This window comes from Paracoccus shanxieyensis (assembly GCF_009711265.1).
In the GTDB taxonomy this organism is placed as follows: Bacteria; Pseudomonadota; Alphaproteobacteria; order Rhodobacterales; family Rhodobacteraceae; genus Paracoccus; species Paracoccus shanxieyensis.
Genome location: NZ_WMII01000006.1, coordinates 199,359 through 222,299 on the forward strand (window position 1 = coordinate 199,359; position 22,941 = coordinate 222,299).

Genomic DNA, 22,941 nt, shown 5'->3' on the forward strand with positions numbered 1-22,941 from the left:
CATCGCAAGGCTGCGGATGTGCTGCGCCGAATGGTGGTCAGCGCGCGCCGATCATGTCGATCACGCGGCTGGCAGTGCGCGCGGTATCGTCCCAGCTGGGCAGCGCCTTGCCGATGGCAAGGGCGTCGCGCGCCATCCTGCCGCGCAGCGCGGGATCGCTCAGCAACCGGCGCAGCGCTGTGGCGAAGGCCGGGGCGTCGCCCGGCGGGACCAGCAGCCCGGCCACGGGCGGCACCGTGTCGGGCACCGCCCCCGCCGCGCAGCTGACGATGGGCAGGCCCTGGGCCAGCGCCTCGTCGAAGACGATGCCATGGCCTTCATAGCGCGTCGCCAGCGCAAAGATCGAAGCCTGAGCATACAGCGTTTCCAGCGGGGCGGGCTTGATCTCTCCGGCCAGTTCGATGCGATGGGCGACCGGGCTTGCGGCGATCTGCGCGGCCAGTTCGCCGGGATGATCGGCGTCCCACGCCCTGCCGACGATTCTGGCCTGCCAGTCCAGATCGCCAAGCTGCGACAGCGCGTCGATCAGCACGTCATGGCCCTTGCGCGGATGCAGGATGCCCACGGCAAGGATCAGCGGCGGAGATATCGGCGCGGGGGACAGCCGCGCGGGTTCGGTGCCGGGTCGGGCAATGGTGATGCGTTCGGGCGGGACGCCATAATCCTGCGTCAGGATCTGCCGGGTATGCGGGCTGGGGACCAGAACATGGCGGGCAAGGCGCAGATTGTCGCGCTCGGTCCGGAACAGGTGGTCGCGGCGGGCGGCGGACAGGCCGCTTTCCTTGGCCAATGGGTGATGGATCATCGCGATCAGCGGCGCCCGGATGCGGGCCAGCCCCTGCGTGTCGATCGCGCCGAAGACCAGCCCGTCGACGATCAGCGGGCGGTCCTCGGCCGCAAGCGCGGCGATGGCCGCCTGCATCTCGGCGGGCGAGGGGTCGGGAAAGCCTGCGGGCAATTGCAGGTGGCGCGTGTCGTGGCCCAGTTGGCGCAACCCCTGCAACAGGCGGCGTTCATAGATGAAGCCGCCGGTCAGGGTGGCGATGTCGCCCGGAATGGCGAAGGCGCAGGGGGTCATGGACGCATCTGCTCCGGAGCATAGATTGACAGGATCCGCCGTTCGGCAGCGGCGATGGCGGCATGGCCCATGGCCGAGATCAGCGTGACCAGCACCACCGCCGACCACAGCATGTCGTAATCCGAAACGGAAGCCGAAAGCGCCATCAGCCCGCCGATACCGCCGCCCGTCGCCAGCCATTCCACCACGGTCACGGCCAGAACCGCTGCGGGAACCGCCATGCGGGCCGCGGCGAACAGCGCGGGCAGCATGGCAGGGATGCGGACGCGCAGGATCTGCTGCCAGCCCGAGGCGGCATGGACGCGGAACAGATCAAGGATCTGGCCCGGCGCCTGACGCAACCCGTGCTGACAGGCGACGAAGCTGGGAAAGAACACCATTACCGCGACCAGCGTGATCGTCCCGGCAGCGCCTCGTCCCAAGGCCAGCACGATCAGCGGTGCGGTGGTGACGATGGGAATGGCGCGCAAGGCAATGGCCAGCGGTGTCAGCACCGCCGACAGCCGGGGCCATGCCACAAGCAGGATCGCCAGCCCCGCGCCAAGTGCCAGCCCCGCCACATATCCCGGCAGCAGAAAGATCGCGGTCTGCCCCATGGCCTGCGCCAGCACCCGCCGCGTCTGCGGCGCATCCGGTGCCCAGATCAGCGCGGCCAGCACGTCCAGCGGGCGTTTTGCGAAAAACGGGCTGAGCCCCGCCAGCCACATCGACGCCCACCAGCCCAGCAAGATCACGGCCCCCGCAACCAGCGTCGCCGCCACGCCGCTTGTCCGGCGCTGTGGCAGGGGCGGCGCAAGGATCGCCTCGGGCGGGGGGCCGGCGCCCTTCCGTGCAGCCCAGCCGATCAGTGCATAGGCCAGCATCGAGACCCCTGCGGCCAGCACCGCCACCGCCCATAGCGCGGGCAGATCCAGCGCGCGGGTAAAGCGGATGGTCAGCACGCCCAACCCGCGCTCGGCCCCGGTGAATTCGCCGATCATCGCGCCCAGAAACGCGGCGGGGGCTGCAATCTGCAATCCCGTCGCCAGATAGGGCAGGCTGGCCCGCAGGCGGATATGGCGCAGCTCGGCCCATCTGCCGCGGCCTTGGACATGGATCAGGTCGAACCATCCGGCGGGCGCGGCCCGCAACCCCGCCAGCAGCGGGATCAGCGTGGTGTAATAGACCGCAAGCGCCGCCAGAGCGATCTGCGGGCCATTGCCCGGCCCCATCAAGACCCGCAGGATCGGCCCGGTCGCCACCAGCGGCAGGCAGAACACCACCAGCGCCAGAGCCGAAATCACCCCGCCCAGCCGGGGCAGCAGCATCGCCACGCCGGCCAGCGCCATCGCGGCAAGGTTGCCCAGCATGAAACCGGCCAGCGCATTGCCGCCGGTCGCGACCAGCGCGCGGGCCAGCAGCGCGGCATTCCGTGCGGCCCACAGCGCAATCTGCGCCGGGCCTGCGATCAGAAACAGCGATTGCGTCAGCAGTGCCAAAGCCTGCCATGCGGCCAGCAGCGCCAGAAGGATCAGCGCGTTCCGCCACAGGCTCATGTCGGCTGCGGCAGCGCAAGGGCCGCGCGGGTGTGGGCGGCGATCTGGCGAAAGGCCGGGGTCTCGGTCAGGTCGGGGCTGCGGGGATGGGACAAGGGCACGGCGATATCGGCCACGATGCGGGCCGGGCGGGCGGACAGCACGATGATGCGATGCGCGAGCAGCACGGCCTCATCCACGGAATGCGTCACCAGCACAGTCGTCGCCCCCTGCCACAGCGATGGCAGATCGCGCGCAAGCTGTCGACGCGTCAGCTCATCGACCGCGCCAAAGGGCTCATCCAGCAGCAAAAGCTGCGGCGCGGTGACCAGCGCGCGGGCGATGGCGGTGCGCTGGCGCATCCCGCCCGACATGGCCGCGGGGCGTGTGGCGGCAAAGCCCTGCAGCCCGACCAGATCCAGCAGTTGCGCCACGCGCTGCGGATCGGGGGGCTGCCGCGCCAGCTTACGTGCCAGCGCCACATTGCGCGCAGCGTCCAGCCATGGCAGCAGCGAGGGATCCTGAAACGCCACCGAGATCACGCCCTGTCTGCGGGCCTGCGCGGGCGTCAGCCCGGCGATGCGCACCGTGCCGCTGTCGGGCCGCTCAAGCCCCGCGATCAGCCGCAGCAGGGTCGACTTGCCGCAGCCCGACGGCCCGACCAGCGCGGTGGTCTGCCCGGCCGCAAACTGCAACGTGACACTCTGGACCGCCGCCACGCCGCCCGGATAGGTCTTGCCAAGCGCCGTGCAGGTGACGCCCGCATCATCCTGCATGAACCGCATCCAGAATCGAGCGGTCCCACAGATCCGCCGTCACCTTGCGGTCCAGCAGGGCAAGGGTGCGGATATTGGCCTGAATGCTGTCATCGCTGAACCAGCCGAAGCCATGCCGGTCGGTGTCCTCGGAAAACATCAGCGGCAATTGCCGGCGCAGTTGCAGTTGCTGCGTGTCCAGATCCAGCCCGGCATCGGGGAACATCTGCACCGTCATCTGCGCGGCGGCGTCGGGATCGGCGCGGCAATCGTCCCAGCCACGCAATTCGCCCGCCATCAGCGCGACCAGCGCATCGCGGCGGTTGGCGATGCTGTCTTCGGTCGCGATATAGGTCTGGGACTGCACGGCATATCCGTGATCGGCCATCAGCATGGTGACCGACTCGATGCCCTGTATCGTCATTGCGACGGGCAGATCGGTTTCCCAGCACAACAGGCCATCGACCTCGCCGGCGATCAGGGGCTGGGCGGAATATTGCGTCGGCACGATCTGGATGGCGCTGAAATCCACATCGTTCAGCGCCGCCAGCGCCTGCAGCACAGGGGTATTGGCAATCGCCATGCCGATGCGTTTGCCCGCCAGATCCTTGGGCGTGCGTATCGGATTTCCGGGCAGCGAGGCGATGACGAAGGGGTTTTTCTGCATCGCCACGCCGATGATCCTGAAGGGCGCGCCCTGCGCCACCGCCGCCGCCGTGTAATCCGCAGCCGAGATGCCGACCAGCGCGCTGCCCGCGACCACCGGCGGCTCGACCGGGGCGTTCGGGCCGCCCTGCATCAGCGCGACCTGCAACCCGGCATCGCGCCACCAGCCGCGTTGCTGGGCGATATAGCTGCCCGCGAATTGCACCGAATGCAGCCATGACAGTTGAAACCCAACCGCCTGCTGTGCCCGTGCCATGCGCGGCAGGGCGGACAGCCCAACTGCGGCACCTGCGCCCAGCAAAAGGCCGCGCCGGGTCGGATAGGCATGGGTCATGAGGCGGTCCTTTCGCGGGGGGTCATGAATGGGGAAACGATCCGTCATGGCCAGTCGTTCCGATCCGCGGATCTCATGCGGGAGGTGGCCGAAAGCCGGTCAGGATCAGGTCGCGCATCCGCTCCATCGGGATGGCGGGCTGGGTGCGGGGCGGGATCAGACCGGGCGTCAGGCCCCAAGCGGCGGTCTGATCGACCAAGGCGGCGGGGCCGATGATGTGCAAAGGCACCTGAGGCCGGTCCTCCAGCGCGATGTCGGGCGCGGCCTGATGATCGCCCAGCACGATCAGCAGGGGCGCGGCATCGGCATGGCGCAGCGCATAGGCCGCCACCGTTTGCAGCGCGTAATCCAGCGTATCGCGGTAATATTCCCGCACGATTTGCCTGTCGCGCCAGACCTCGCGCGGGGATGGCCCGGCCGTGGCCATATCCGCAAAGACCGTGCCGCAGCCCATATCCGCCCAATCGATCAGGCGCGGCACCGGCGTCCATGGCGCGTGCGACGAAATCAGCACGATCTGCGCGAACAGCCGCTGACGGTCGCCCGGCGTCAGCAGGCGGTCGGCGGCGGCCAGTGTGAACTGGTCGGGCATCGTCACCCAGTTGAAGGGCGGCCCGCAATAGCCCAGATCGGCGGCGGCCAGCACCCGGTCAAAGCCCATGCGCGCCGCCTCGGGCCAAGGGCGGGTGATGCCGGGCATGACGGCGGCCGTCCGAAAGCCCGCCGCCTGTGCGTGGTGAAACAGCCCCCGGCGCGGGCTGGCCAGCAAGGCGCGATGGCCGGCCTGATCCGCGATGCGCAGCCCCGAGGCGAAGGTCGCATGGGCCAGCCAGCTTTGCCCGCCCTGCGTCGGCGAGGTCAGAAACCCCGACCGCATCGCCAGCCCCGCCTGCGCCAGCGCTGCCTGCGCGCGGCGCAGCGTGGCAAGGTGGCGGTCGGCATAAAGCGGCACATCGAAACTGGCGCGGCCATAGCTTTCGACAAAGATCACCAGCACGTCGCGGTCGATGCCCGCCAGCAGATCGGATCGCCCCGACATCGCGTCCTGCGCCGCCCGCGCGCGCAGATCGCGCAGCGCGGCCAAGGTCTGCGCGCTGCCGGACAGATGCGCGGCAACAAATTGCAGGTTCAGCGCGCGCGGCTGGGCCAGGGGCAGCAGCACAGCCGCCAGAAGCAGCGCCAGCCCCAGTCTGGGGACAAGGCGTGCGGTGCGGCTCCATTGCGCGGTGGCCCATCGCGCGGCAAGGATGATCGCCGCCAGCGCCAGCAGCGCGGCAAGGATGCAGGCCAAGGCCGCGAGCCGCCCGAAACTGCCCGCGATCAGCCGCAGCCCGGCATCGACCAGCGGCAGATCGACGACGACATCGAAGCGCCGGCCCAGAGTGTGCATCATCGCCAGATCGGCCAGCTTCTGTACCGCCAGCACAACCAGCAGCACCAGAACGGGCAGCCGCAGCCAGCGCCCGGCCAGGCTTAGCCCCGCCAACAGCACGGGCAGTTCCAGCGACAGACCGTCGGGCAGGGCCAGCGCCGCCTGCATCAGCAGGGCTGCCAGCAGCAACCGGATCATGCCCGCCGTCTCCACAGCCAGCGGATATCCACCGCGAAACTGCAGATGACGGCGGCCAAGGCGGCCCATGCCAGCACCATCGCCGCGCCGCCGGTCAGGACGGGGGTCTGCAACCCGATCAGCGCCGCGATCTGCAGCACGCAGATCAGCTTGCGGCGGAACCGCTGGGGCAGGGGCGCGCGCAGCCATGGCAGCAAGGCCGCCGCCGCCACGAAGCCATAGCGGGCCAGCCCCAGCAGCAGCACCTGCGGCCCCAACGCGGTGCCCAGCCAGACATGCAGCGCCAGCACCAGCGCGAAAGCCGCGTCGACCTCCATATCGAAGCGCGCGCCGAAATCCGACACAAGGCCGCTGCGGCGCGCCAGCCAGCCATCCACGCCGTCCAGCGCCAGCGCGGCCAGCGCCGCTGCCGCCACGGTCCAGCCTGCGGCATGTCCGGCCAGCAAGGGCGCGATCAGCGCGCAGACGATGGCCGCACGCAGCAGCGTCACCGCATTGCAGCCGCCGATCCGCGCATGGGGATAGGCGCGCCGCATCTGCCCAAGGATCAGCGCCGAAAGCGCCACGAAGCCCGCGCTGGCGACGGCCCATTCCGCGGCCATGCCCGGCACGCCGCCCAGCCGCAGCACCTGCATCCCTACCAGCCCGCCAAGCGCCGAGGCCACAATCTGCGCGGGCAGTCCGACGACCTGCCGGGAGCGCTGCGCAAAAGGGCCATGATCGGGATCTTGCATCGTCAGATGCTACGCCACGCCCGCCACCCGTCAAGCGCGATATGGCGGCAAAGCTGGGCTGCGGCGGCAATCCGGGCTATGCTGCGGTAAAGGAGCCAGCCCGATGACGCCAGCCCGATTTACAGTCCGATGACTGCGGCCCATGGTTACCGAACGCCCGCCCGCCTGCTGCACTGGAGCATTGCAGCGGCCGTGGTTCTGATGATCCCGGCGGGCCTTGTGATGACGCAGGACGGGCTGCCAAGATCGCTGGGCGATGGGCTGTTCCTGTTTCACAAGAACATGGGCGTTCTGCTGATACCGCTGATCGTGTGGCGCATCCTGTATCGGCTGATGCATCCGCCCCCGCCCTTGCCGCCGCAGATCCCGGCATGGCAGCGCGCGGCGGCGGGGGCCTCGCATCTGCTGCTTTACGCGCTGCTGGTGGTGATGCCGCTGAGCGGATTCATCCGCGTGCGCGCCGGGGGGTTCCCGATCGAGCTGCTGGACCGTCTGGGCCTTGGCCCGTGGCTGGCCAAATCCCCCACGCTGGCCGCGCGGGCCGAGGCGCTCCATTACGTCGCCGCGATGTTGCTGATCGCCGTGCTGGCGGTGCATGTCGCAGCGGCGCTGCACCATGCGCTGATCCGCCATGATGGGGTGTGGCGGCGGATCTGGCCACCATGGCGCGCGCGGGACTAGTGCCCGCCGCCCCCGCCCCCGCCCATGCCCTTGGGTTTGGCCACCAGCGTCAGCAGCAGCGCCAGCCCGGCAAAGATGAACGTCAGCAGCACGAAGATATCGGCCAGCGACATGACCAGCGCCTGCAGCTTTGCCATATTCGTCATCGTCGCCAGCGCCGCCTGCGAGGCCGCGTCGTCAAGCCCGGAATAGGCCTGTTCCAGCATGGATTGCGTCTGCATCGCGGGTTCGCTGCCCGCGGTCACGCTTTCGGCGATCCGGGCATAGTGGAAATCCTCGCGGTTGCGCAGGATGGTGTTGATCAGCGCCAGCCCCACCGCGCCGCCAAGGTTGCGCGTCAGGTTGAACAGGCCCGAGGCGTTCTTGACCTTGTCCGGCGGCAGCATCCCCAGCGCGATATTCGACACCGGCACCATGCACAGCATCAGGGACACGCCGCGCATGATCTGGGGAATGAAGATCTCCCAGTAATCCCAGTCCTCGGTCAGGCCGGTCATCATCCAGCAACTGCCCGAGAACAGCAGAAAGCCCACGCCCATCATGATGCGCGGATCCACCGTCTGCGACAGCCGCCCCGCGATCGGCGCGGTCAGAAACATCGAGATGCCCGAAACCATCATCGCCTCGCCGATCTGCAACGAGTTGTAGCCGCGCACCCCCGACAGATAGACCGGGAAGATATAGATCAGCCCATAAAGCCCGATCCCCAGCCCGAAGGAAAAGATCGAGCCCATGGCGAAGTTGCGGTCGGCAAAGGCATCCAGCCGCACGATGGGTTCCTCGGCCGTGAAGGCGCGCCAGAAGAACAGAAAACCGCCCGCCACCATCACCGCCGTCATCATGACGATCAGGTGATCGGCGAACCAGTCATCGCCCGCGCCTTCCTCCAGCACATATTCCATCGCGCCCAGAAACAGCGCCAGACCCAGAAAGCCCCACCAGTCGAAGCGGTCGAACAGCGACAGGTCCGGCTTGTCGAAGTCGATCAGGAAAAACGCCGCCGTGGTCACGACGATGCCGGGGATGATGTTGATGAAGAACAGCCAGTGCCAGCTGAGATATTCGGTCAGATAGCCGCCCAGCGTCGGCCCGATCGTCGGCGCCAGCGTCGCCACCAGCCCGATCATGGGCGAGACGATATGCATCTTCGACCGCGGGAAGATGGTAAAGGCGCAGGCAAAGACCGTGGGGATCATCGCGCCGCCGATGAAGCCCTGCAGCGCGCGCCAGACGATCATCTCGCCGATGGAATTCGACAGGCCGCACAGCAGGCTCATCAGCGTGAAGCCGCCCGCTGATATGGTGAACAGCCAGCGCGTCGACAGCATTCGCGACAGATAGCCCGACAGCGGGATCATGATGACCTCGGCAATCAGATACGAGGTCTGGATCCACGGGATCTCATCGCCCGATGCCGCCAGCCCGGCCTGAATCTCCGGCAGCGAGGCCGAGACGATCTGGATATCCAGAATCGCCATGAACATGCCCAGCACCATCAGCAGGAAGGTGATCAGGCGGCGCGGGTCGATCCGGTCCTCGTCCAATGCGGGGGCTGCGGGCGCCGCGATATCGGCGGCCATGGGATCAGCCCTCGCTTTGCGGCATCTGGGTCGAGGCCGTCGCCCCGTCGCGCGGCTCTGCCTGCGGTGCGGCGGGCTGGGTGTCGGCAGGCGGGGCGTTGGCGGGGGCCAGCGGCTGCGTGTCATCGCCGGTGCGCAGGTCGATTTCTGCCAGAACCGACATGCCGGGGCGCAGGGGCAGGCGGTTGCGGTCCGCCTGATCGATGGTGATGCGCACGGGCACGCGCTGCACGACCTTGGTGAAGTTGCCCGTCGCGTTCGAGGCGGGCAGCAGGCTGAAGACCTGTCCCGTGCCTGCGGTCAGGCTTTCGACCTTGCCGTTCAGCACCTGATCGGGCCAGGCATCGACCGTGACGCGGACATGCGCACCGGGGCGGATGCCCGCGATCTGGGTTTCCTTGAAATTCGCCTCGACATAGACATCGCTGACGGGAACCATGGTGCCGATGCGCGATCCGGTGGTGACATAGGATCCGACCTCGACCTGACGCTCGGTCAGGATGCCTGCGAAGGGGGCGCGGATCTCGGTGAAGGTCAGGTCGCGTTCGGCAAGCTTCACGCCGGTCTGGGCCGAGCGGATCTCAAGCCGGGCGCTGTCCTGCTTGGCGTGCAGCACGGCCAGTTCCGCCTTTGCCTGTGCCAGCGCGGCCTTGGCCGATTGCACCTGCGCCTCGGCGGATTTGGCGGTGGCTTCGGCCTGATCCAGCGCGGCCTGCGTGCCGGCGGTCGTGGCCCGCAGTTCCTGCGCGCGGCGGAAGGTCTTTTGCGCACCGTCATTGGTGGCGGATGCGGCGGCGATTGCGGCATCGGCCTGTTCGACCGCCGCCTGACCCGAGGTGATCTGCGCGGAAATCTGCGCCTCGGCGCTTTCGGCGGCGGCAAGGCTGTTCTGCGCCTTTTCCAGCGCCAGCCGGTAATCCTCGGGGTCGATGCGGGCGATGATCTGACCCGACTGCACCGCGGCATTCGGCCCGACCAGAATTTCCGAGATATAGCCCGAATCCCGCGCCTGCAGCGTAATCAGATCGGCTTGCAGATAGGCATCGTCGGTTTCTTCATGGAACCGGCCGAAACTGTACCAGTGCCAGCCCTCATAGGCGGCAACCGCGACCGCCACACAGGCCAGAGCCAACAGAATGCGCTTGGCCTTGCCACCCTTGGACGGGGCCGCGACCTGATCTTCCTGCGAAGCCATTGGATGAAACCTTTTTGAAGAATCCCCCTGTCGGGGCATGCGCAGACATACATTGACCGAACGGTTCGGTCAATGTATTCCATCACACATGCCGTTGAATGCGACAGGACCGTCATGACCGAGGAAATCGCCAGCACCGAAGACAATCCCAAGCGCCAGCAGATCCTGGATGGCGCAAGGCGGATGTTTCTGGAACATGGCTTTGAAGCAGCCTCGATGCAGGACGTGGCCCGCGCGGCGGGTGTGTCCAAAGGCACGCTTTACGTCTATTTCGACAGCAAAGAGGCGATGTTCGAGGCGCTGGTCCTGCGCGAATGCAGCCGTTTGCAGGATACGGTGCGCCGCATCGCCTCGGGCAGCGGCGATATCCGCGATGAGCTGATGGCGATTGCCCGGCAGATGCTGGCGGCGCTGCTGCAACCCGAGGTGCTGGCCGCGATGCGCATGATGATCGGCGCGGGCGAGAAGTTTCCCGATCTGGCGCGTGGGATCTATGAGGCGGGGCCGATGCGCTCGGTCCATACGCTGGCGGATTATCTGGGCCGCCGGGCGCGTCAGGGCGATGTCGACATTCACGATTGCGACGCGGCGGCCGCCGAATTTCTGGATCTGATCGTGTCGGGCCTGCAGCGCCGGGCCTTGCTGATGATGCCGCCGCTGTCCCCGCAGATGCTGGATGCCTTTGTCGCGCAGCGCGTCGACCGCTTCCTGACCGGACGGCTTGCGACCGGATCCCGCCCAAGGTGACTTCGCAGGGTGAAAGCGCCGGGTGAAATCCTGCGTGCAAGGCTTGGCGTGCAGGCCGTGCCGGCCCATATTGACGGCATCGCACCCCTGCACGGAGGATGGCAATGTTGCTGCGCTGTGTTTGTCTTGCGGCGCTTCTGGCGCTGCCCTTGTCCGCGCCGCCGCTTCTGGCCGATGTCGTCGTCGATTATGCGGGGCTGTCATCTTCGCGCGATGCTGGCCTGCGGCATGACCGCGACCGCAGGCAGGTGGCGGCGGAACTGGACCGCGACCTGCAAAAGCTGGGCCGCCGCTATCTGCGCCCCGGACAGACGCTTGAATTGCAGATCGCCCAGATCGACCTTGCCGGGGATTATGAGCCGTGGCGGTCGGGCTTTCAGGATGTGCGCATCCTGCGCGACATCACGCCGCCCCGGATCGTGCTGCGCTATCAGCTTGTTGAGGACGGTCGTCTGATCGCGCAGGGGCAGGCGAAGCTGGGAGATATGAACTATCTGTCCGATCCCCGCGCGCGCGGCGACGGCACGCCGCTGATCCATGAAAAGCTGCTGCTGCGGGACTGGTTTCGCAAGACATTCGCCGCGGCAGGGTGATAAGCAATGGTTATGGCGATGATAGGCAAATAGAATTTCCAGTTATCCGTGCGCCAAGGCTAAGCTTCTTCATGACCCACGTCACCGGCGGCAGGCGACCCCCTGCCAATGGCCGCAAGCAGGCGAAAGGAAAACCTCATGGACGGCGACAATCTGAAAGCAGGCGGCTGCCCCTTCGGGCACGGCTCGAACCGCAGCGTGCGCACCGATGCGCGCTCGAACCGGGACTGGTGGCCGAACCAGCTGAACCTGAAGATCCTGCACCAGCATGGTGGCCAGCCCGACCCGCTGGGCGCGGATTTCGATTATGCGCAGGCCTTCCAGAAGCTGGATCTGGCGGCGGTCAAGGCCGATCTGCACGCGCTGATGACCGACAGTCAGGACTGGTGGCCCGCCGACTGGGGCCATTACGGCCCGCTGTTCATCCGCATGGCCTGGCACAGCGCTGGCACCTATCGCACCGCGGACGGGCGCGGTGGCGCGCGGGCCGGGGCGCAACGCTTCGCGCCGCTGAACTCTTGGCCCGATAACGTCAATCTGGACAAGGCCCGCCGCCTGCTGTGGCCGATCAAGCAGAAATACGGCAACAATCTCAGCTGGGCCGATCTGCTGATCCTGACCGGCAATGTCGCGCTGGAATCCATGGGCTTCAAGACCTTCGGCTATGCCGGGGGCCGACCCGATGTCTGGGAACCGCTTGAGGACATCTATTGGGGTTCGGAAACCGAATGGCTGGCGCTGTCGGGCGGGCCGCAAAGCCGCTATTCCGGCGATCGTGAACTGGAAAGCCCGCTGGCCGCCGTGCAGATGGGCCTGATCTATGTGAACCCGGAGGGCCCCGACGGCAAACCCGATCCGCTGGCCGCCGCCCGCGACATCCGCGACACCTTCGGCCGCATGGCGATGAATGACGAAGAAACCGTCGCATTGATCGCGGGCGGCCATACCTTCGGCAAGACGCATGGCGCGGGCGATGCCGGGCTTGTGGGGTCCGACCCCGAAGGCGGGCTGATCGAGGCGCAGGGCTTTGGCTGGGCCAGCACGCATGGCAGCGGCATCGGCGGCGACGCGATCTCAAGCGGGCTTGAGGTTGTCTGGACCCAGACGCCGACGCAATGGAGCAACGGCTTTTTCCGCAACCTGTTCGAATATGAATGGGAGCTGACGAAATCCCCCGCGGGCGCCTGGCAGTGGAAGCCCAAGGATGGCGCGGGCGAGGGCACGGTGCCCGACGCGCATATTCCCGGCAAGCGCATCGCGCCGTCGATGCTGACCACCGATCTGTCGCTGCGCTTCGATCCGATCTATGAGCCGATCTCGCGCCGCTTCTATGAAAACCCCGATCAGTTCGCGGATGCCTTCGCGCGGGCGTGGTTCAAGCTGACCCATCGCGACATGGGGCCGAAGGTGCTGTATCTGGGCCCCGAGGTTCCGGCCGAGGATCTGCTGTGGCAAGACCCGATCCCTGCCGGGCCGCAGCTTGACGCGGACGACGTGGCGGCACTGAAGCGGGACCTTCTGGCCAAGATCCCGGCGCGCGATCTGGTGACGGTGGCATGGGCCTCGGCCTCGACCTTCCGCAGTTCGGATTTCCGCGGCGGCGCGAATGGTGCGCGGATCCGTCTTGCGCCGATGAAGGACTGGGAGGCGAACCAGCCCGTGCTGCTGGCCCGCGTGCTGGGCGTTCTGCAAGACGTGCAGGCCGGGTTCGGCAAGCCGGTGTCCATCGCGGATCTGATCGTGCTGGGCGGCGATGCGGCGGTCGAAGCCGCGGCCGAGGCGGCGGGCGTTCCGGTGCAGATCCCGTTCATCTCGGGTCGCGGCGACGCCACGCAGGATCAGACCGATGTGGAAAGCTTCGACGTGATGGAGCCCTTGGCCGACGGGTTCCGCAACTATCAGCGCAAGCAGTTCGCGGTCCCCGCCGAGGAACTGCTGATCGACCGCGCGCAGCTGCTGGGTCTGAGCGCGCCCGAGATGACCGTGCTGGTCGGCGGTCTGCGCGCGCTGGATGCCAATTACGACCAGTCCGCCCATGGCATCCTGACCGACCGGCCCGGCGTGCTGACGAATGATTTCTTCGTCAACCTGCTGCGGATGGACACGGTCTGGAAGGCGCAGTCGGATGCGTCGGACCTGTTCGACGGCTCGGATCGCAAGACCGGCGCGCCGCGCTATACCGCCTCGCGCGTGGATCTGGTCTTCGGCTCGAACTCGCAGTTGCGCGCCATTGCCGAGGTCTATGCGCAGGATGATGCGCAGGCGAAATTCGTCAAGGATTTCGCGGCCGCATGGTCCAAGGTGATGAACGCCGACCGCTTCGACGCGCGCTGATCCGGCACGGCTCAGGGGCGCAGGCCTCCTTGTCAATTATCGCGGCGCTTGTCCCTTGGGCAGGCGCCGTTGCCATGTGCAGGGTTTTGCGCAGCAACCACGGAATCGCCGCGATTTCCGCGCCTGCCTGTGGCCAGCCCGGCTGGGATGATTTTTGATAAGGCTGGGAACGTCATGTGCTGTCACGAGTTTGCTCCATAACGATGCTGCCGGGCAATTGTCGCGGCGGGGTCTTTTCCAGAAAACGCGCCGAACAAGGGAGATCGGGAAAATGATGTCCAGGATCCTGCAAGAGATCACCGCCTGCATGACCGATGACGGCGATATCCTGAATGTGCTGCGCTTTTCCGATCAGCCCTGCGCCGGGAATGCCGCGGAAAGCCTGCGGACGGATCGCGGCTATCACGTCACGCGGGTCGGCGCGGATGAGTTTTTCCTGACATGGACCGGCCAGCGCATGACCGCCATCCGTCGCGGCGGCGAACACGCGGCCGCCTGATAAGCTGGCCACCTTCCAAGTCGGGTTGAGCCGCGCGCCGTCACCCGCTATCACGCCCCGGCCAACGACGCGGAAGGGGCAGGGCATGAGCATCGAATATCTGGTCACGCATTCGGGCGGTTTTCACGCCGATGAGCTGCTGTCCAGCGTCATCCTGACCCGGCTGTTTCCGCAGGCGCGTCTTGTGCGCAGCCGCGCGGCCGAGTGGATCACACCGGGGCCGGACCGCATCATTTATGACGTGGGCGGGGCTTATGACGCCGATGCGCGGATCTTCGATCATCACCAGCGCGGTGCGCCCCTGCGCGATGACGGCCAGCCGCTGAGTTCCTTTGGGCTGGTTTGGCGGCATTTCGGGCTGGATTATCTGGCCTCGTTCGGGTTGCCGTCTGACGCCTTGCCGCAGCTTCACGCCAAGTTCGACGAAGGCTTCGTGCTGCCGGTCGATCTGGTCGATAACGGCGCGCTTGAGCCGTCTTCGGCAGGCGTGCTGGCCGGGATGACGCTGCCGGTGCTGCTGGAAACGCTGAAGCCTGTCTTCGACCGCGGCGGCCCCGAGGCCGAGGCGCAGGCCTTTGACACAGCGCTTGGCATCGCCCGCGCCTTTGTCGAGGCGCGCATCGCCCGTTACGGCGCGAAACTGCGGGCCGAGGCCATGGCGCTGGAGGCGATTGCCAAGGCGGGCGCGGGCCATGTGCTGGAACTGCCGATGGGGATGCCGTTCCGCGCCGCCATCGACAAGGCCGGGGCCGATCACCTGCTATTCGTCGTCAGCCCACGCGACAAGGACTGGACGCTGGGCGGCATCCGCAAGGGCGATGAAGGCTTTGAGCTGCGCGCCGATCTCCCTGCCGCATGGGCGGGGCTGACCGGCGCCGAGCTGGAGGCCGCATCCGGCGTGCCGGGCGCGAAATTCTGCCACAATGCCCGCTTCATCGCCGCCGCCGCAACGCGCGAGGCGGCGCTGGCCATGGCCGATCTGGCCGTGCGCGAGGCAATGGTCGAAAAGGCATAAGATACGCCTTGCAAGTAATTGAAAAAGGCCGCCTTGCGTTGCAGGGCGGCCTTTTGCGAATTACGCGTCGGCCTGATCCAGCCGGGCCATGTCGTCCTCGTTCAGGTTCAGGGCGGCGGCTGTCGCGAAGGTCTCGATCTGCGATATGCTGGTCGCGCTGGCAATCGGCGCGGTGACGCCGGGCCGTGCCATCAGCCACGCCAAGGATACCGCCGCCGGGCTGGCGCCGTGCTTTTGCGCCACCTCATCCAGCGTGGTCAGGATCGCCATGCCGCGTGGGTTCAGATATTTCTCGATCCCGCCGCCGCGCGCCGATTTGCCGAAATCCTCGGCCGAGCGATATTTCCCGGTCAGAAACCCCGAGGCGAGGCTGAAATAGGTCACGACGCCGATCTGTTCCGAGATGCACAGCGCCTGCAGCGGGCCCTCGAACGCGTCGCGTTTATAAAGGTTATATTCCGGCTGCAGCACCTGATAGGCGGGCAGACCCGCGTCCCGCGCCGCCTCGATGGATGCGCCAAGCTGCGTGGCATCCACGTTGGAAACGCCGACGGCCTTGATCTTGCCCGCTTGTTTCAGCTTGTCGAACGCGCCCAGCGTTTCGGCATAGGGCGTGCCCAGCGGGTCGGGCCAATGCGCGAAATAAAGGTCGATGGCCTCGACCCCCAGCCGCGCAAGCGAGCGGTCGACGGCTTGCAGGATATAGCCCTCGGTCAGGCCGCCCTCATGCGGCGCGCCGGTGACCGAGCCGACCTTGGTAAAGATCTTCACCTTGTCGCGCATGCCGGAGCGGGCCTTCAGCCATGCGCCGATGATCGTTTCGGATTCGCCGCCCTTGTTGCCGGGAACCCATGCGGAATAGCAATCGGCGGTGTCGATGGTGTCAAAGCCGTGATCGACGAAGCTGTCCAGAACCTGAAAGCTTTTGTCCTGATCCAGCGTCCAGCCAAAAACATTGCCGCCAAAGACCAGCGGCGCAATATCGAAGCCGGTCTGACCAAGCGCGCGTTTCTGCATGATGTCGTCCTTGCGTATTGGGAAGGGGAATGTGGCCTGACGGGCCGCGGATTGGCAAGGCGCGAACGGTCCGCGATCACTGCCTGCGGCTGCCCCGATTTCGGCTTTGTGCGCGGGTGTCGGCCATACCCACGCAACGCGGTGTTTTGCGGGCAGGTTCCGCCGTGACCCCAGTCGGCCGGATCATGCCACCGGGCTTAGCCCGGCGCGAAATTCTGTTCCACCACCGCCTCCATCGACACATGGCTGGAGGTGTTGCTGACATGCGGCAGCACCGACAGCCGCTCGGCAAGGATCTGGCGGAAATGCGTCATGTCGCGCGACCGCACTTTCAAAAGATAATCGCAACCCCCCGCAATCATGTAACATTCCTCGACCTCGGGGATGGCGCGGACGGCGGTGTTGAACTGCTGCAGGGCGGCTTCGCGGGTGTCGCTCATGCTGACCTCGACATAGGTGACATTGGTCAGACCCAGCTTCATCGGCGACAGCATGGCGCGATAGCCGGTGATCAGCCCCATCTCCTCCATCTGGCGGATGCGTAGCGATACCGGGGTCTTTGACAGCCCCACCTTGCGCGCCAGTTCCGCGATGGGAATGCGGGCATTCTGGGTCAGTTCGGCCAGAATCTTGCGGTCCAGCGCGTCAAGCTTGGCTTCCATCCTGAAACATGCCCCGAAATTGTTTCTTAGGCCTAGGTTTTAGCATATGTTTGGGCACATGGACTAGTTGCAATTCTGTATGACGGCCGAAACGTATCAGGAGATCGCCATGGCCCTTGCCGATAGCACTGTCAGCCCCACCGTGTTTTCCACGGCCGCGAAATTTGCCGATGAGGCGGGTCTGCTGCAAGCTTTGGTGGCGCAGGCCGGGCTGGATCAGGGCCAGCGCAAGGCGATTGCCGCCCGCGCCGCCGATCTGGTGCGCCGCATCCGCGCCGAGGCCCGCCCGTCGATGATGGAGCATTTTCTGGCCGAATACGGGCTGTCCACCCGCGAAGGCGTGGCGCTGATGTGTCTGGCCGAAGCGATGCTGCGCGTGCCCGACCGCCAGACCATCGACGCGCTGATCGAGGACAAGATCGCCCCCTCGGACTGGGGCAGGCATCTGGGCGAGGCGACCTCCAGCATGGTCAATGCCTCGACCTGGGCCTTGATGCTGACGGGCAAGGTTCTGGATGACGACCAGCCCGGCACGCTGCGCAAGATGATCCGCCGTCTGGGCGAGCCGGTGATCCGCTCGGCCGTGGGGCGCGCGATGAAGGAAATGGGTCGCCAGTTCGTGCTGGGCCAGACCATCGACGCCGCGCTGGACCGCGCCCGGACCCGCGAAAAGCAGGGCTTCACCTATAGCTATGACATGCTGGGCGAGGCGGCGATGACCAGCGCGGATGCCGCGCGCTATGACCGGGCCTATGCCGATGCCATCGCCTCGATCGCGAAGGCTTGCGACAAGGGCAGCGTCGAGGCCAATCCGGGCATCTCGATCAAGCTTTCGGCGCTGCATCCCCGCTATGAGGTGGCGCAGGAAGACCGCGTGATGCGTGAACTGGTGCCGGTCGTGCTGAAACTGGCGCAAGCCGCCAAGGCGGGCGGCATGGGCATGAATATCGACGCCGAGGAACAGGACCGGCTGGTTCTGTCGCTGAAGGTGATCGAGGCGGTGCTGTCGGACCCGTCGCTGGCGGGTTGGGACGGCTTTGGCGTCGTGGTGCAGGCTTACGGCAAGCGTGCCGGTCAGACCATCGACTGGCTGTATCAGACGGCGGATCGGCTGGACCGCCGCATCATGGTGCGGCTGGTCAAGGGCGCGTATTGGGACAGCGAAATCAAGCGGGCGCAGGTCGATGGCCACCCGGATTTCCCGCTGTTCACCAGCAAGATCGCCACCGATGTCAGCTATGTCGCCAATGCGCGCAAGCTGATCGGCTATGCCGACCGCATCTATCCGCAATTCGCGACGCATAACGCGCAGACCGTGGCCTCGATCCTTGAGATGGTGGGCGGCATCAGCTTTGAATTCCAGCGCCTGCATGGCATGGGCGAACGGCTGCACGACATCGTGCTGCGCGAAACCAAGGGCCGCTGCCGCATCTATGCCCCGGTCGGCGCGCATCGCGACCTGCTGGCCTATCTGGTGCGTCGCCTGCTGGAAAACGGCGCGAACAGCAGCTTCGTGAACCAGATCGTCGATGAATCCATCACCCCCGAAGAGGTCGCCCGCGACCCGTTCGAGGCACTGGCCGAGGCGCGGCCCCCCGCCTCGCTGCTGGCCCCCGCCGCGCTTTATGGCGATGAGCGGCGCAATTCGATGGGCTTCGACATCTCGGACGAACAGGTGCTGGCGGGGATCATGGCGGCGCGGGAGCAACCGGTTCCCGATGCGCAGCCGCTGACGGTCTCGCCGGGTTCGGGGCAGATGCAGGACGTGCTGAACCCGGCCACGGGCGCGGCCATTGCGCAGGTCATGATGGTGGATGGCGACACCGCCGCCCGCGCCGTGGCCGACGCGCGGATCTGGACCGCCCCCGCAGCCGAGCGCGCGGCGGTTCTGCGCCATGCGGCGGATCTGTATGAACAGCAGCACGCCCAGATCTTCAACCTGCTGGCCCGTGAGGCGGGCAAGACCTTGGCCGATGCCGTGGCCGAACTGCGCGAGGCGGTGGATTTCCTGCGCTATTACGCCGCCGAGGGCGAGGCCAGCCCGCAGGCGCCGCGTGGCGTGATCGGCGCGATCAGCCCGTGGAACTTTCCGCTGGCGATCTTTACCGGCCAGATTGCCGCCGCGCTGATGGCGGGGAATGCCGTCATCGCCAAGCCCGCCGAGGCGACGCCGATCATCGCCATGCTGGGCGTGCAGTTGCTGCATCAGGCAGGCGTGCCGCTGGCCAGCCTGCAATTCCTGCCCGGCGCGGGGCGCGTCGTCGGCACGGCGCTGAGCGCCGAGGCGCGGATCGCCGGAGTGGTCTTTACCGGCTCGACCGCGACGGCGCAGGTGATTGCGCGCAGCATGGCGCAGAACCTGACCCCCGGCACGCCGCTGATTGCCGAAACCGGCGGGCTGAACGCGATGATCGTCGATTCGACCGCGCTGCCGGAACAGGCGGTGCGCGATATCGTCAATGGCGCCTTCCGCTCGGCCGGGCAGCGCTGTTCGGCCCTGCGCTGCCTTTATGTGCAGGAAGACATCGCGCCGCATCTGATCCAGATGATCAAGGGCGCCATGGATGAGCTGGTCGTCGGCGATCCGTGGGATCTGCGCACCGATGTGGGCCCGGTCATCGACACCAAGGCCCGCGACGACATCGCCGCCTATATCGCGGCGAACAAGGCGCGTGTGGTGCATGAACTGCCCACGCCCGCGCAAGGCTGTTTCATCGCCCCCACCATGCTGCGCGTCAGTGGCATCGCCGATCTGGAGCGCGAGATCTTTGGCCCCGTCCTGCATGTCGCGACCTTCCGGGGCGACGATCTGCAAAAGGTCATCGCCGATATCAACACGCGCGGATTCGGGCTGACCTTCGGTCTGCATACCCGCATCGACAGTCGCGTGCAGGAGGTCTCGGACGCGATCCATGTCGGCAATATCTATGTCAACCGCAACCAGATCGGCGCGGTCGTCGGCAGCCAGCCCTTTGGCGGCGAGGGTCTGTCGGGCACCGGCCCCAAGGCGGGCGGGCCGCGCTATGTGCCGCGCTTCTTTGCGCCGTCCCAGCCGTCCTCGATCGGGATGGCGTGGAAAGGCGATGCCGATCTGGCCGGGCTGACCCGCGCCCTGCAGGCCACCACGCCGCGCAAGATCGACGAATGGATCATGCCCGGCCCCACGGGTGAGCTGAACCGCCTGTCCGCGCATAGCCGTGGCCCGGTCCTGTGCCTTGGTCCCGGCCGTGCCGCCACGCAGGCGCAGGTCACGGCGGTGCAGCGTCTGGGCGGGCTGGCCGTTCCTGCCGATGGTGCGGTCGATCCGGCGGCGCTGGCCGATCTGGAGGGCATTGCCGCGGTGCTGTGGTGGGGCGACGAGATGCAGGGCCGCGCCTATGCCGAAACGCTGGCCGCCCGCGACGGACAGATCGTGCAACTGATCACCGCCATGCCCGATCTGGCGCATGTCGCGCATGAGCGGCATCTGTGCGTCGATACCACGGCAGCAGGCGGCAACGCCGCCCTGCTGGCGGGCTGATCGGGCCCCACTGATCCGCCGCAAGTTGTGGCGGCGAAACAGAACGGCGGCGATCTTGGGCGCGGCGGGCAATGGGATGCCCGCTGCGTTTGCCGTATTTTGTTGATTTTGATCATATCTGCGCGCAGCATTGCCGGACCCAGCAGCCTGCAACGAATTTTTCCGACAACTCAAGGACGATAAGCACACAGATAATTCAGGGAGCGACCCATGGCAGATGCACTTCGAGGCGGCCTCATCATCAACGAAATTCACCCGCAGCCCGTCGTGTCCGGAGGCGGGGGCTATGACACGGATCAGAACGGTTCCGTCGCAGCCACGGATGAGTTCGTCGAGTTTCACAACATCTCGGACAGCGCGATCGACATGTCCGGGCTGCAGCTTTGGGATCCCGGCGTCGGCAACTGGTTCACCTTCCCGCAAGGCTCGGTGCTGCCTGCGGGCGGCTTTGCGATCCTTGTGACGAATATCGGTTCGGGCGGCAGCCTGCCTCAGGCGGATCTGGCCTTCAGCGCCGGCAGGCCGGGGGCGCTGATGAACAATCTGGGTGACAATATTATCCTGCATGATCCCGTCGCGGGGGAATTCACCGTCACGGGCTATGGCGACTGGCCTCTGGTCGATCCGCAAAACCCGGTGAATGCGCCCGCGCCGGTGCCGGGGCTGGCGACGTTTCCGACCGGCTCGGTCCAGATCGGCGAGGGCGAGCATTTCGGTCCGCTGATCCCCGGCCAGTCCATCCAGCGTATTCCGAATGGCGGCGATGTTTTTGACAATGCCACCCCGCCGACCCCCGGCGCGGCCAATCTGTGCTTTGTCTCTGGCGCGATGATCCGCACGCCCGACGGCCCGCGCCGGGTCGAGACCCTGACCGTCGGCGACAAGGTCTGCACCGCAAGCGGCGGCGTGGCCACGCTGCGCTGGGTCGGTCTGCGCCGGATGGAGGCCGACGCCTTGCAGCAGATGCCGCAGCTTTGGCCCATCGCCTTCGAGGCAGACGCGCTTGGTCCCGGTCTGCCCGGCGAAAGGTTGCTTTTGTCGCCGCATCATCGCGTGCTGGTCAGCGGCCCCATCGCGCGGCGCATGTTCGGCACCAACGAGGTTCTGGTCGCCGCCAAGGAGTTTCTGGAACTGTCGGGCGTGTCCCGCGAACTGCCCGCCGGGACATTCTTCTATGTCCACTTGATGACGGACAGCCATGACATCGTTCTGGCCAACGGCGTCGCCGCCGAGACGCTGTATCTGGGCAAGGTCACGCGCGACAGCCTGCCCCCTGCGTCTCTTGTGGAGATTCTCGCGATCTTTCCGGATCTGGCGGCGGCGGGGGATCCGCCTTCCGCGCGGGTCTTTGCGGGCGGGCGTTCGGGGCGTCACCTGATCCGGCGTCACCAGCAGAACGGCAAGGCGCTGCAACAGGTGTCTTGACGGGCTGCTCTGGCGTTTACCTCCAGCCTCGCCTGCGTGGACAAAGCGCGCTGATGCCTCGCGCCACTGATAATCGCCGCTTGCGCGTGCAGCGCACATGCGCCTTGGCGTTTTGCGTCGATGTGTGCTCGGCCTCTTGCGATAGCTTTGCGCTGTTCCGGCGCTGCCGCCCCCACCCGCGCGGGCGGGATGCGAGCTGGCCACACAAGGGGCTGCTTCTGGCCCACTCCCCCAAAACCCATCGGTGCAAGGCATGGGGATGCGCGGCGCCACCAACTTATCGTAGTCATAGCCGATCTGGTGTGCATGTCGCGCATGAGCGGCATCTGTGCGTCAATACCATGGCGGCGGACGGAAACGCGGCTTTTCTGGCGCGCTGCTTCGCCGCTCCAGTCGCCTCGCTTTTTCCACCCCCGCCCGCGCGGGACACGATCCGGCCACGCAAGGGGCTGCTCTTGGCACAGCTCCCCCAAACCCACCCGTGCAAGGCATGGGGATAGGTGGTCTGACCAACTGATCAGGCCATGGCCGATCCGGCACATGTCGCGCATGAGCGACATCTGTGTGTCGTTTTCACAGCGGCGGGCGGAAACGCGGCCTCGTTGGCGGGTTGCTCCGGCATTCCTGCCCAGGTCCCATGCATATTGGCGAGGCACACGGATGCGTCCGGCCACCGACGATCACGGCGCGCCCTGTCCGCCAGCGCCTTTGCTGGCACGCTTCTCTACGCCGCGACCACAACGTCGGGCGGAAACGCGCCTTTACCGCCCGGGGCCTTGCTGTCGCGCTTCCCCCGCACGGCACAGGACCACCAACGCCCCGCCGCATCCGAACGCGGCCCCCGCCCCAACCCGCATCATCCGCGCGGCGGTCCGCCCGTCCGTCATCCCGTCGGCCAGCCCCTCACCCCATGCGTTCGCTGGCATAGCTGCCGGGCGAGGCCGGGAAGATCACGGTCTTGTTGCCGTTCAGGAAGGCGCGGCGGTGGATATGGGCGTGGATCGCCCGCGCCAGAACCTGGC

The 22,941-nt window shown here is 66.7% G+C and carries 18 protein-coding genes and 1 pseudogene; 8 read left to right on the forward strand and 11 right to left on the reverse strand.

The annotated features are described in order from the left end of the window. Window positions 1-37: 37 nt before the first annotated feature. The 6 genes from GL284_RS08470 to GL284_RS08495 all read right to left on the reverse strand — a co-directional run bounded on the left by GL284_RS08470 (window position 38) and on the right by GL284_RS08495 (window position 6,651). Entirely contained in the window at window positions 38-1,078 is a 1,041-nt protein-coding gene (locus tag GL284_RS08470; RefSeq protein WP_155044164.1) for a glycosyltransferase family 4 protein, read from the reverse strand. After that, complete coding sequence (locus tag GL284_RS08475; protein WP_155044165.1) at window positions 1,075-2,613, reverse strand: ABC transporter permease; 1,539 nt, start codon at window positions 2,611-2,613, stop codon at window positions 1,075-1,077. The genes GL284_RS08470 and GL284_RS08475 overlap by 4 nt, the downstream gene beginning before the upstream one ends. Continuing rightward, window positions 2,610-3,368 carry an ABC transporter ATP-binding protein gene (locus GL284_RS08480; protein WP_155044166.1) on the reverse strand — a complete coding sequence of 253 codons (759 nt, stop codon included), beginning with the start codon at window positions 3,366-3,368 and terminating at the stop codon, window positions 2,610-2,612. The genes GL284_RS08475 and GL284_RS08480 overlap by 4 nt, the downstream gene beginning before the upstream one ends. Then, window positions 3,358-4,347 (reverse strand): ABC transporter substrate-binding protein, encoded by a 990-nt coding sequence (locus GL284_RS08485; protein WP_155044167.1) that lies wholly within the window; start codon window positions 4,345-4,347, stop codon window positions 3,358-3,360. The genes GL284_RS08480 and GL284_RS08485 overlap by 11 nt, the downstream gene beginning before the upstream one ends. Before the next feature lie 73 nt (window positions 4,348-4,420). Further along, window positions 4,421-5,917, reverse strand: a complete 1,497-nt coding sequence (locus GL284_RS08490) for a sulfatase-like hydrolase/transferase (RefSeq protein ID WP_155044168.1) — start codon at window positions 5,915-5,917, stop codon at window positions 4,421-4,423. Then, the gene (locus GL284_RS08495; RefSeq protein WP_155044169.1) at window positions 5,914-6,651 is read right to left on the reverse strand and encodes a CDP-alcohol phosphatidyltransferase family protein; all 738 of its coding nucleotides are present in this window, start codon (window positions 6,649-6,651) and stop codon (window positions 5,914-5,916) included. Before GL284_RS08495 ends, GL284_RS08490 begins: the two co-directional genes overlap by 4 nt. Before the next feature lie 129 nt (window positions 6,652-6,780). Between GL284_RS08495 and GL284_RS08500 the strand changes: the two genes are divergently transcribed. Then, window positions 6,781-7,332 carry a cytochrome b gene (locus tag GL284_RS08500; RefSeq protein WP_155044170.1) on the forward strand — a complete coding sequence of 184 codons (552 nt, stop codon included), beginning with the start codon at window positions 6,781-6,783 and terminating at the stop codon, window positions 7,330-7,332. Here the strand turns inward: GL284_RS08500 and GL284_RS08505 are convergent. Then, window positions 7,329-8,912, reverse strand: coding sequence for a DHA2 family efflux MFS transporter permease subunit (locus GL284_RS08505; protein WP_155044171.1), 1,584 nt, complete (start codon window positions 8,910-8,912; stop codon window positions 7,329-7,331). The two genes, GL284_RS08500 and GL284_RS08505, sit on opposite strands and share 4 nt — an antisense overlap. A 4-nt stretch (window positions 8,913-8,916) precedes the next feature. After that, a complete protein-coding gene (locus tag GL284_RS08510) occupies window positions 8,917-10,107 on the reverse strand; it encodes an HlyD family secretion protein (protein ID WP_155044172.1) in 1,191 nt (396 codons plus the stop codon). 114 nt (window positions 10,108-10,221) lie between these two features. Between GL284_RS08510 and GL284_RS08515 the strand changes: the two genes are divergently transcribed. The 5 genes from GL284_RS08515 (at window position 10,222) to GL284_RS08535 (ending at window position 15,295) form a co-directional block, all read left to right on the forward strand. Next, entirely contained in the window at window positions 10,222-10,854 is a 633-nt protein-coding gene (locus GL284_RS08515) for a TetR/AcrR family transcriptional regulator (RefSeq protein ID WP_155044173.1), read from the forward strand. Between the two features lie 104 nt (window positions 10,855-10,958). Beyond that, window positions 10,959-11,447 carry a DUF3016 domain-containing protein gene (locus tag GL284_RS08520; protein WP_230382988.1) on the forward strand — a complete coding sequence of 163 codons (489 nt, stop codon included), beginning with the start codon at window positions 10,959-10,961 and terminating at the stop codon, window positions 11,445-11,447. A gap of 138 nt (window positions 11,448-11,585) precedes the next feature. Then, entirely contained in the window at window positions 11,586-13,781 is a 2,196-nt protein-coding gene (gene katG / locus GL284_RS08525) for a catalase/peroxidase HPI (RefSeq protein WP_155044175.1), read from the forward strand. A 271-nt stretch (window positions 13,782-14,052) separates the two neighbouring features. Continuing rightward, window positions 14,053-14,280 (forward strand): hypothetical protein, encoded by a 228-nt coding sequence (locus GL284_RS08530; RefSeq protein WP_155097796.1) that lies wholly within the window; start codon window positions 14,053-14,055, stop codon window positions 14,278-14,280. A gap of 85 nt (window positions 14,281-14,365) precedes the next feature. After that, a complete protein-coding gene (locus tag GL284_RS08535; protein WP_155044177.1) occupies window positions 14,366-15,295 on the forward strand; it encodes an MYG1 family protein in 930 nt (309 codons plus the stop codon). Window positions 15,296-15,355: 60 nt separating this feature from the next. Here GL284_RS08535 and GL284_RS08540 read toward each other — a convergent pair whose 3' ends face one another. Both GL284_RS08540 and GL284_RS08545 read right to left on the reverse strand, forming a co-directional pair. Further along, window positions 15,356-16,312, reverse strand: a complete 957-nt coding sequence (locus GL284_RS08540) for an aldo/keto reductase (RefSeq protein ID WP_155044178.1) — start codon at window positions 16,310-16,312, stop codon at window positions 15,356-15,358. Between the two features lie 197 nt (window positions 16,313-16,509). After that, entirely contained in the window at window positions 16,510-16,974 is a 465-nt protein-coding gene (locus GL284_RS08545) for an Lrp/AsnC family transcriptional regulator (protein WP_155044179.1), read from the reverse strand. A 109-nt stretch (window positions 16,975-17,083) separates the two neighbouring features. Here GL284_RS08545 and putA point away from each other — a divergent pair, with 109 nt between their 5' ends. After that, window positions 17,084-20,494 carry a bifunctional proline dehydrogenase/L-glutamate gamma-semialdehyde dehydrogenase PutA gene (gene putA / locus GL284_RS08550; protein WP_155044180.1) on the forward strand — a complete coding sequence of 1,137 codons (3,411 nt, stop codon included), beginning with the start codon at window positions 17,084-17,086 and terminating at the stop codon, window positions 20,492-20,494. A gap of 210 nt (window positions 20,495-20,704) precedes the next feature. Continuing rightward, the gene (locus GL284_RS08555; protein ID WP_155044181.1) at window positions 20,705-21,919 is read left to right on the forward strand and encodes a Hint domain-containing protein; all 1,215 of its coding nucleotides are present in this window, start codon (window positions 20,705-20,707) and stop codon (window positions 21,917-21,919) included. A gap of 903 nt (window positions 21,920-22,822) precedes the next feature. Here GL284_RS08555 and purU read toward each other — a convergent pair. After that, window positions 22,823-22,941 (reverse strand): annotated as a pseudogene (gene purU / locus GL284_RS08560) (formyltetrahydrofolate deformylase); the annotation flags it as partial.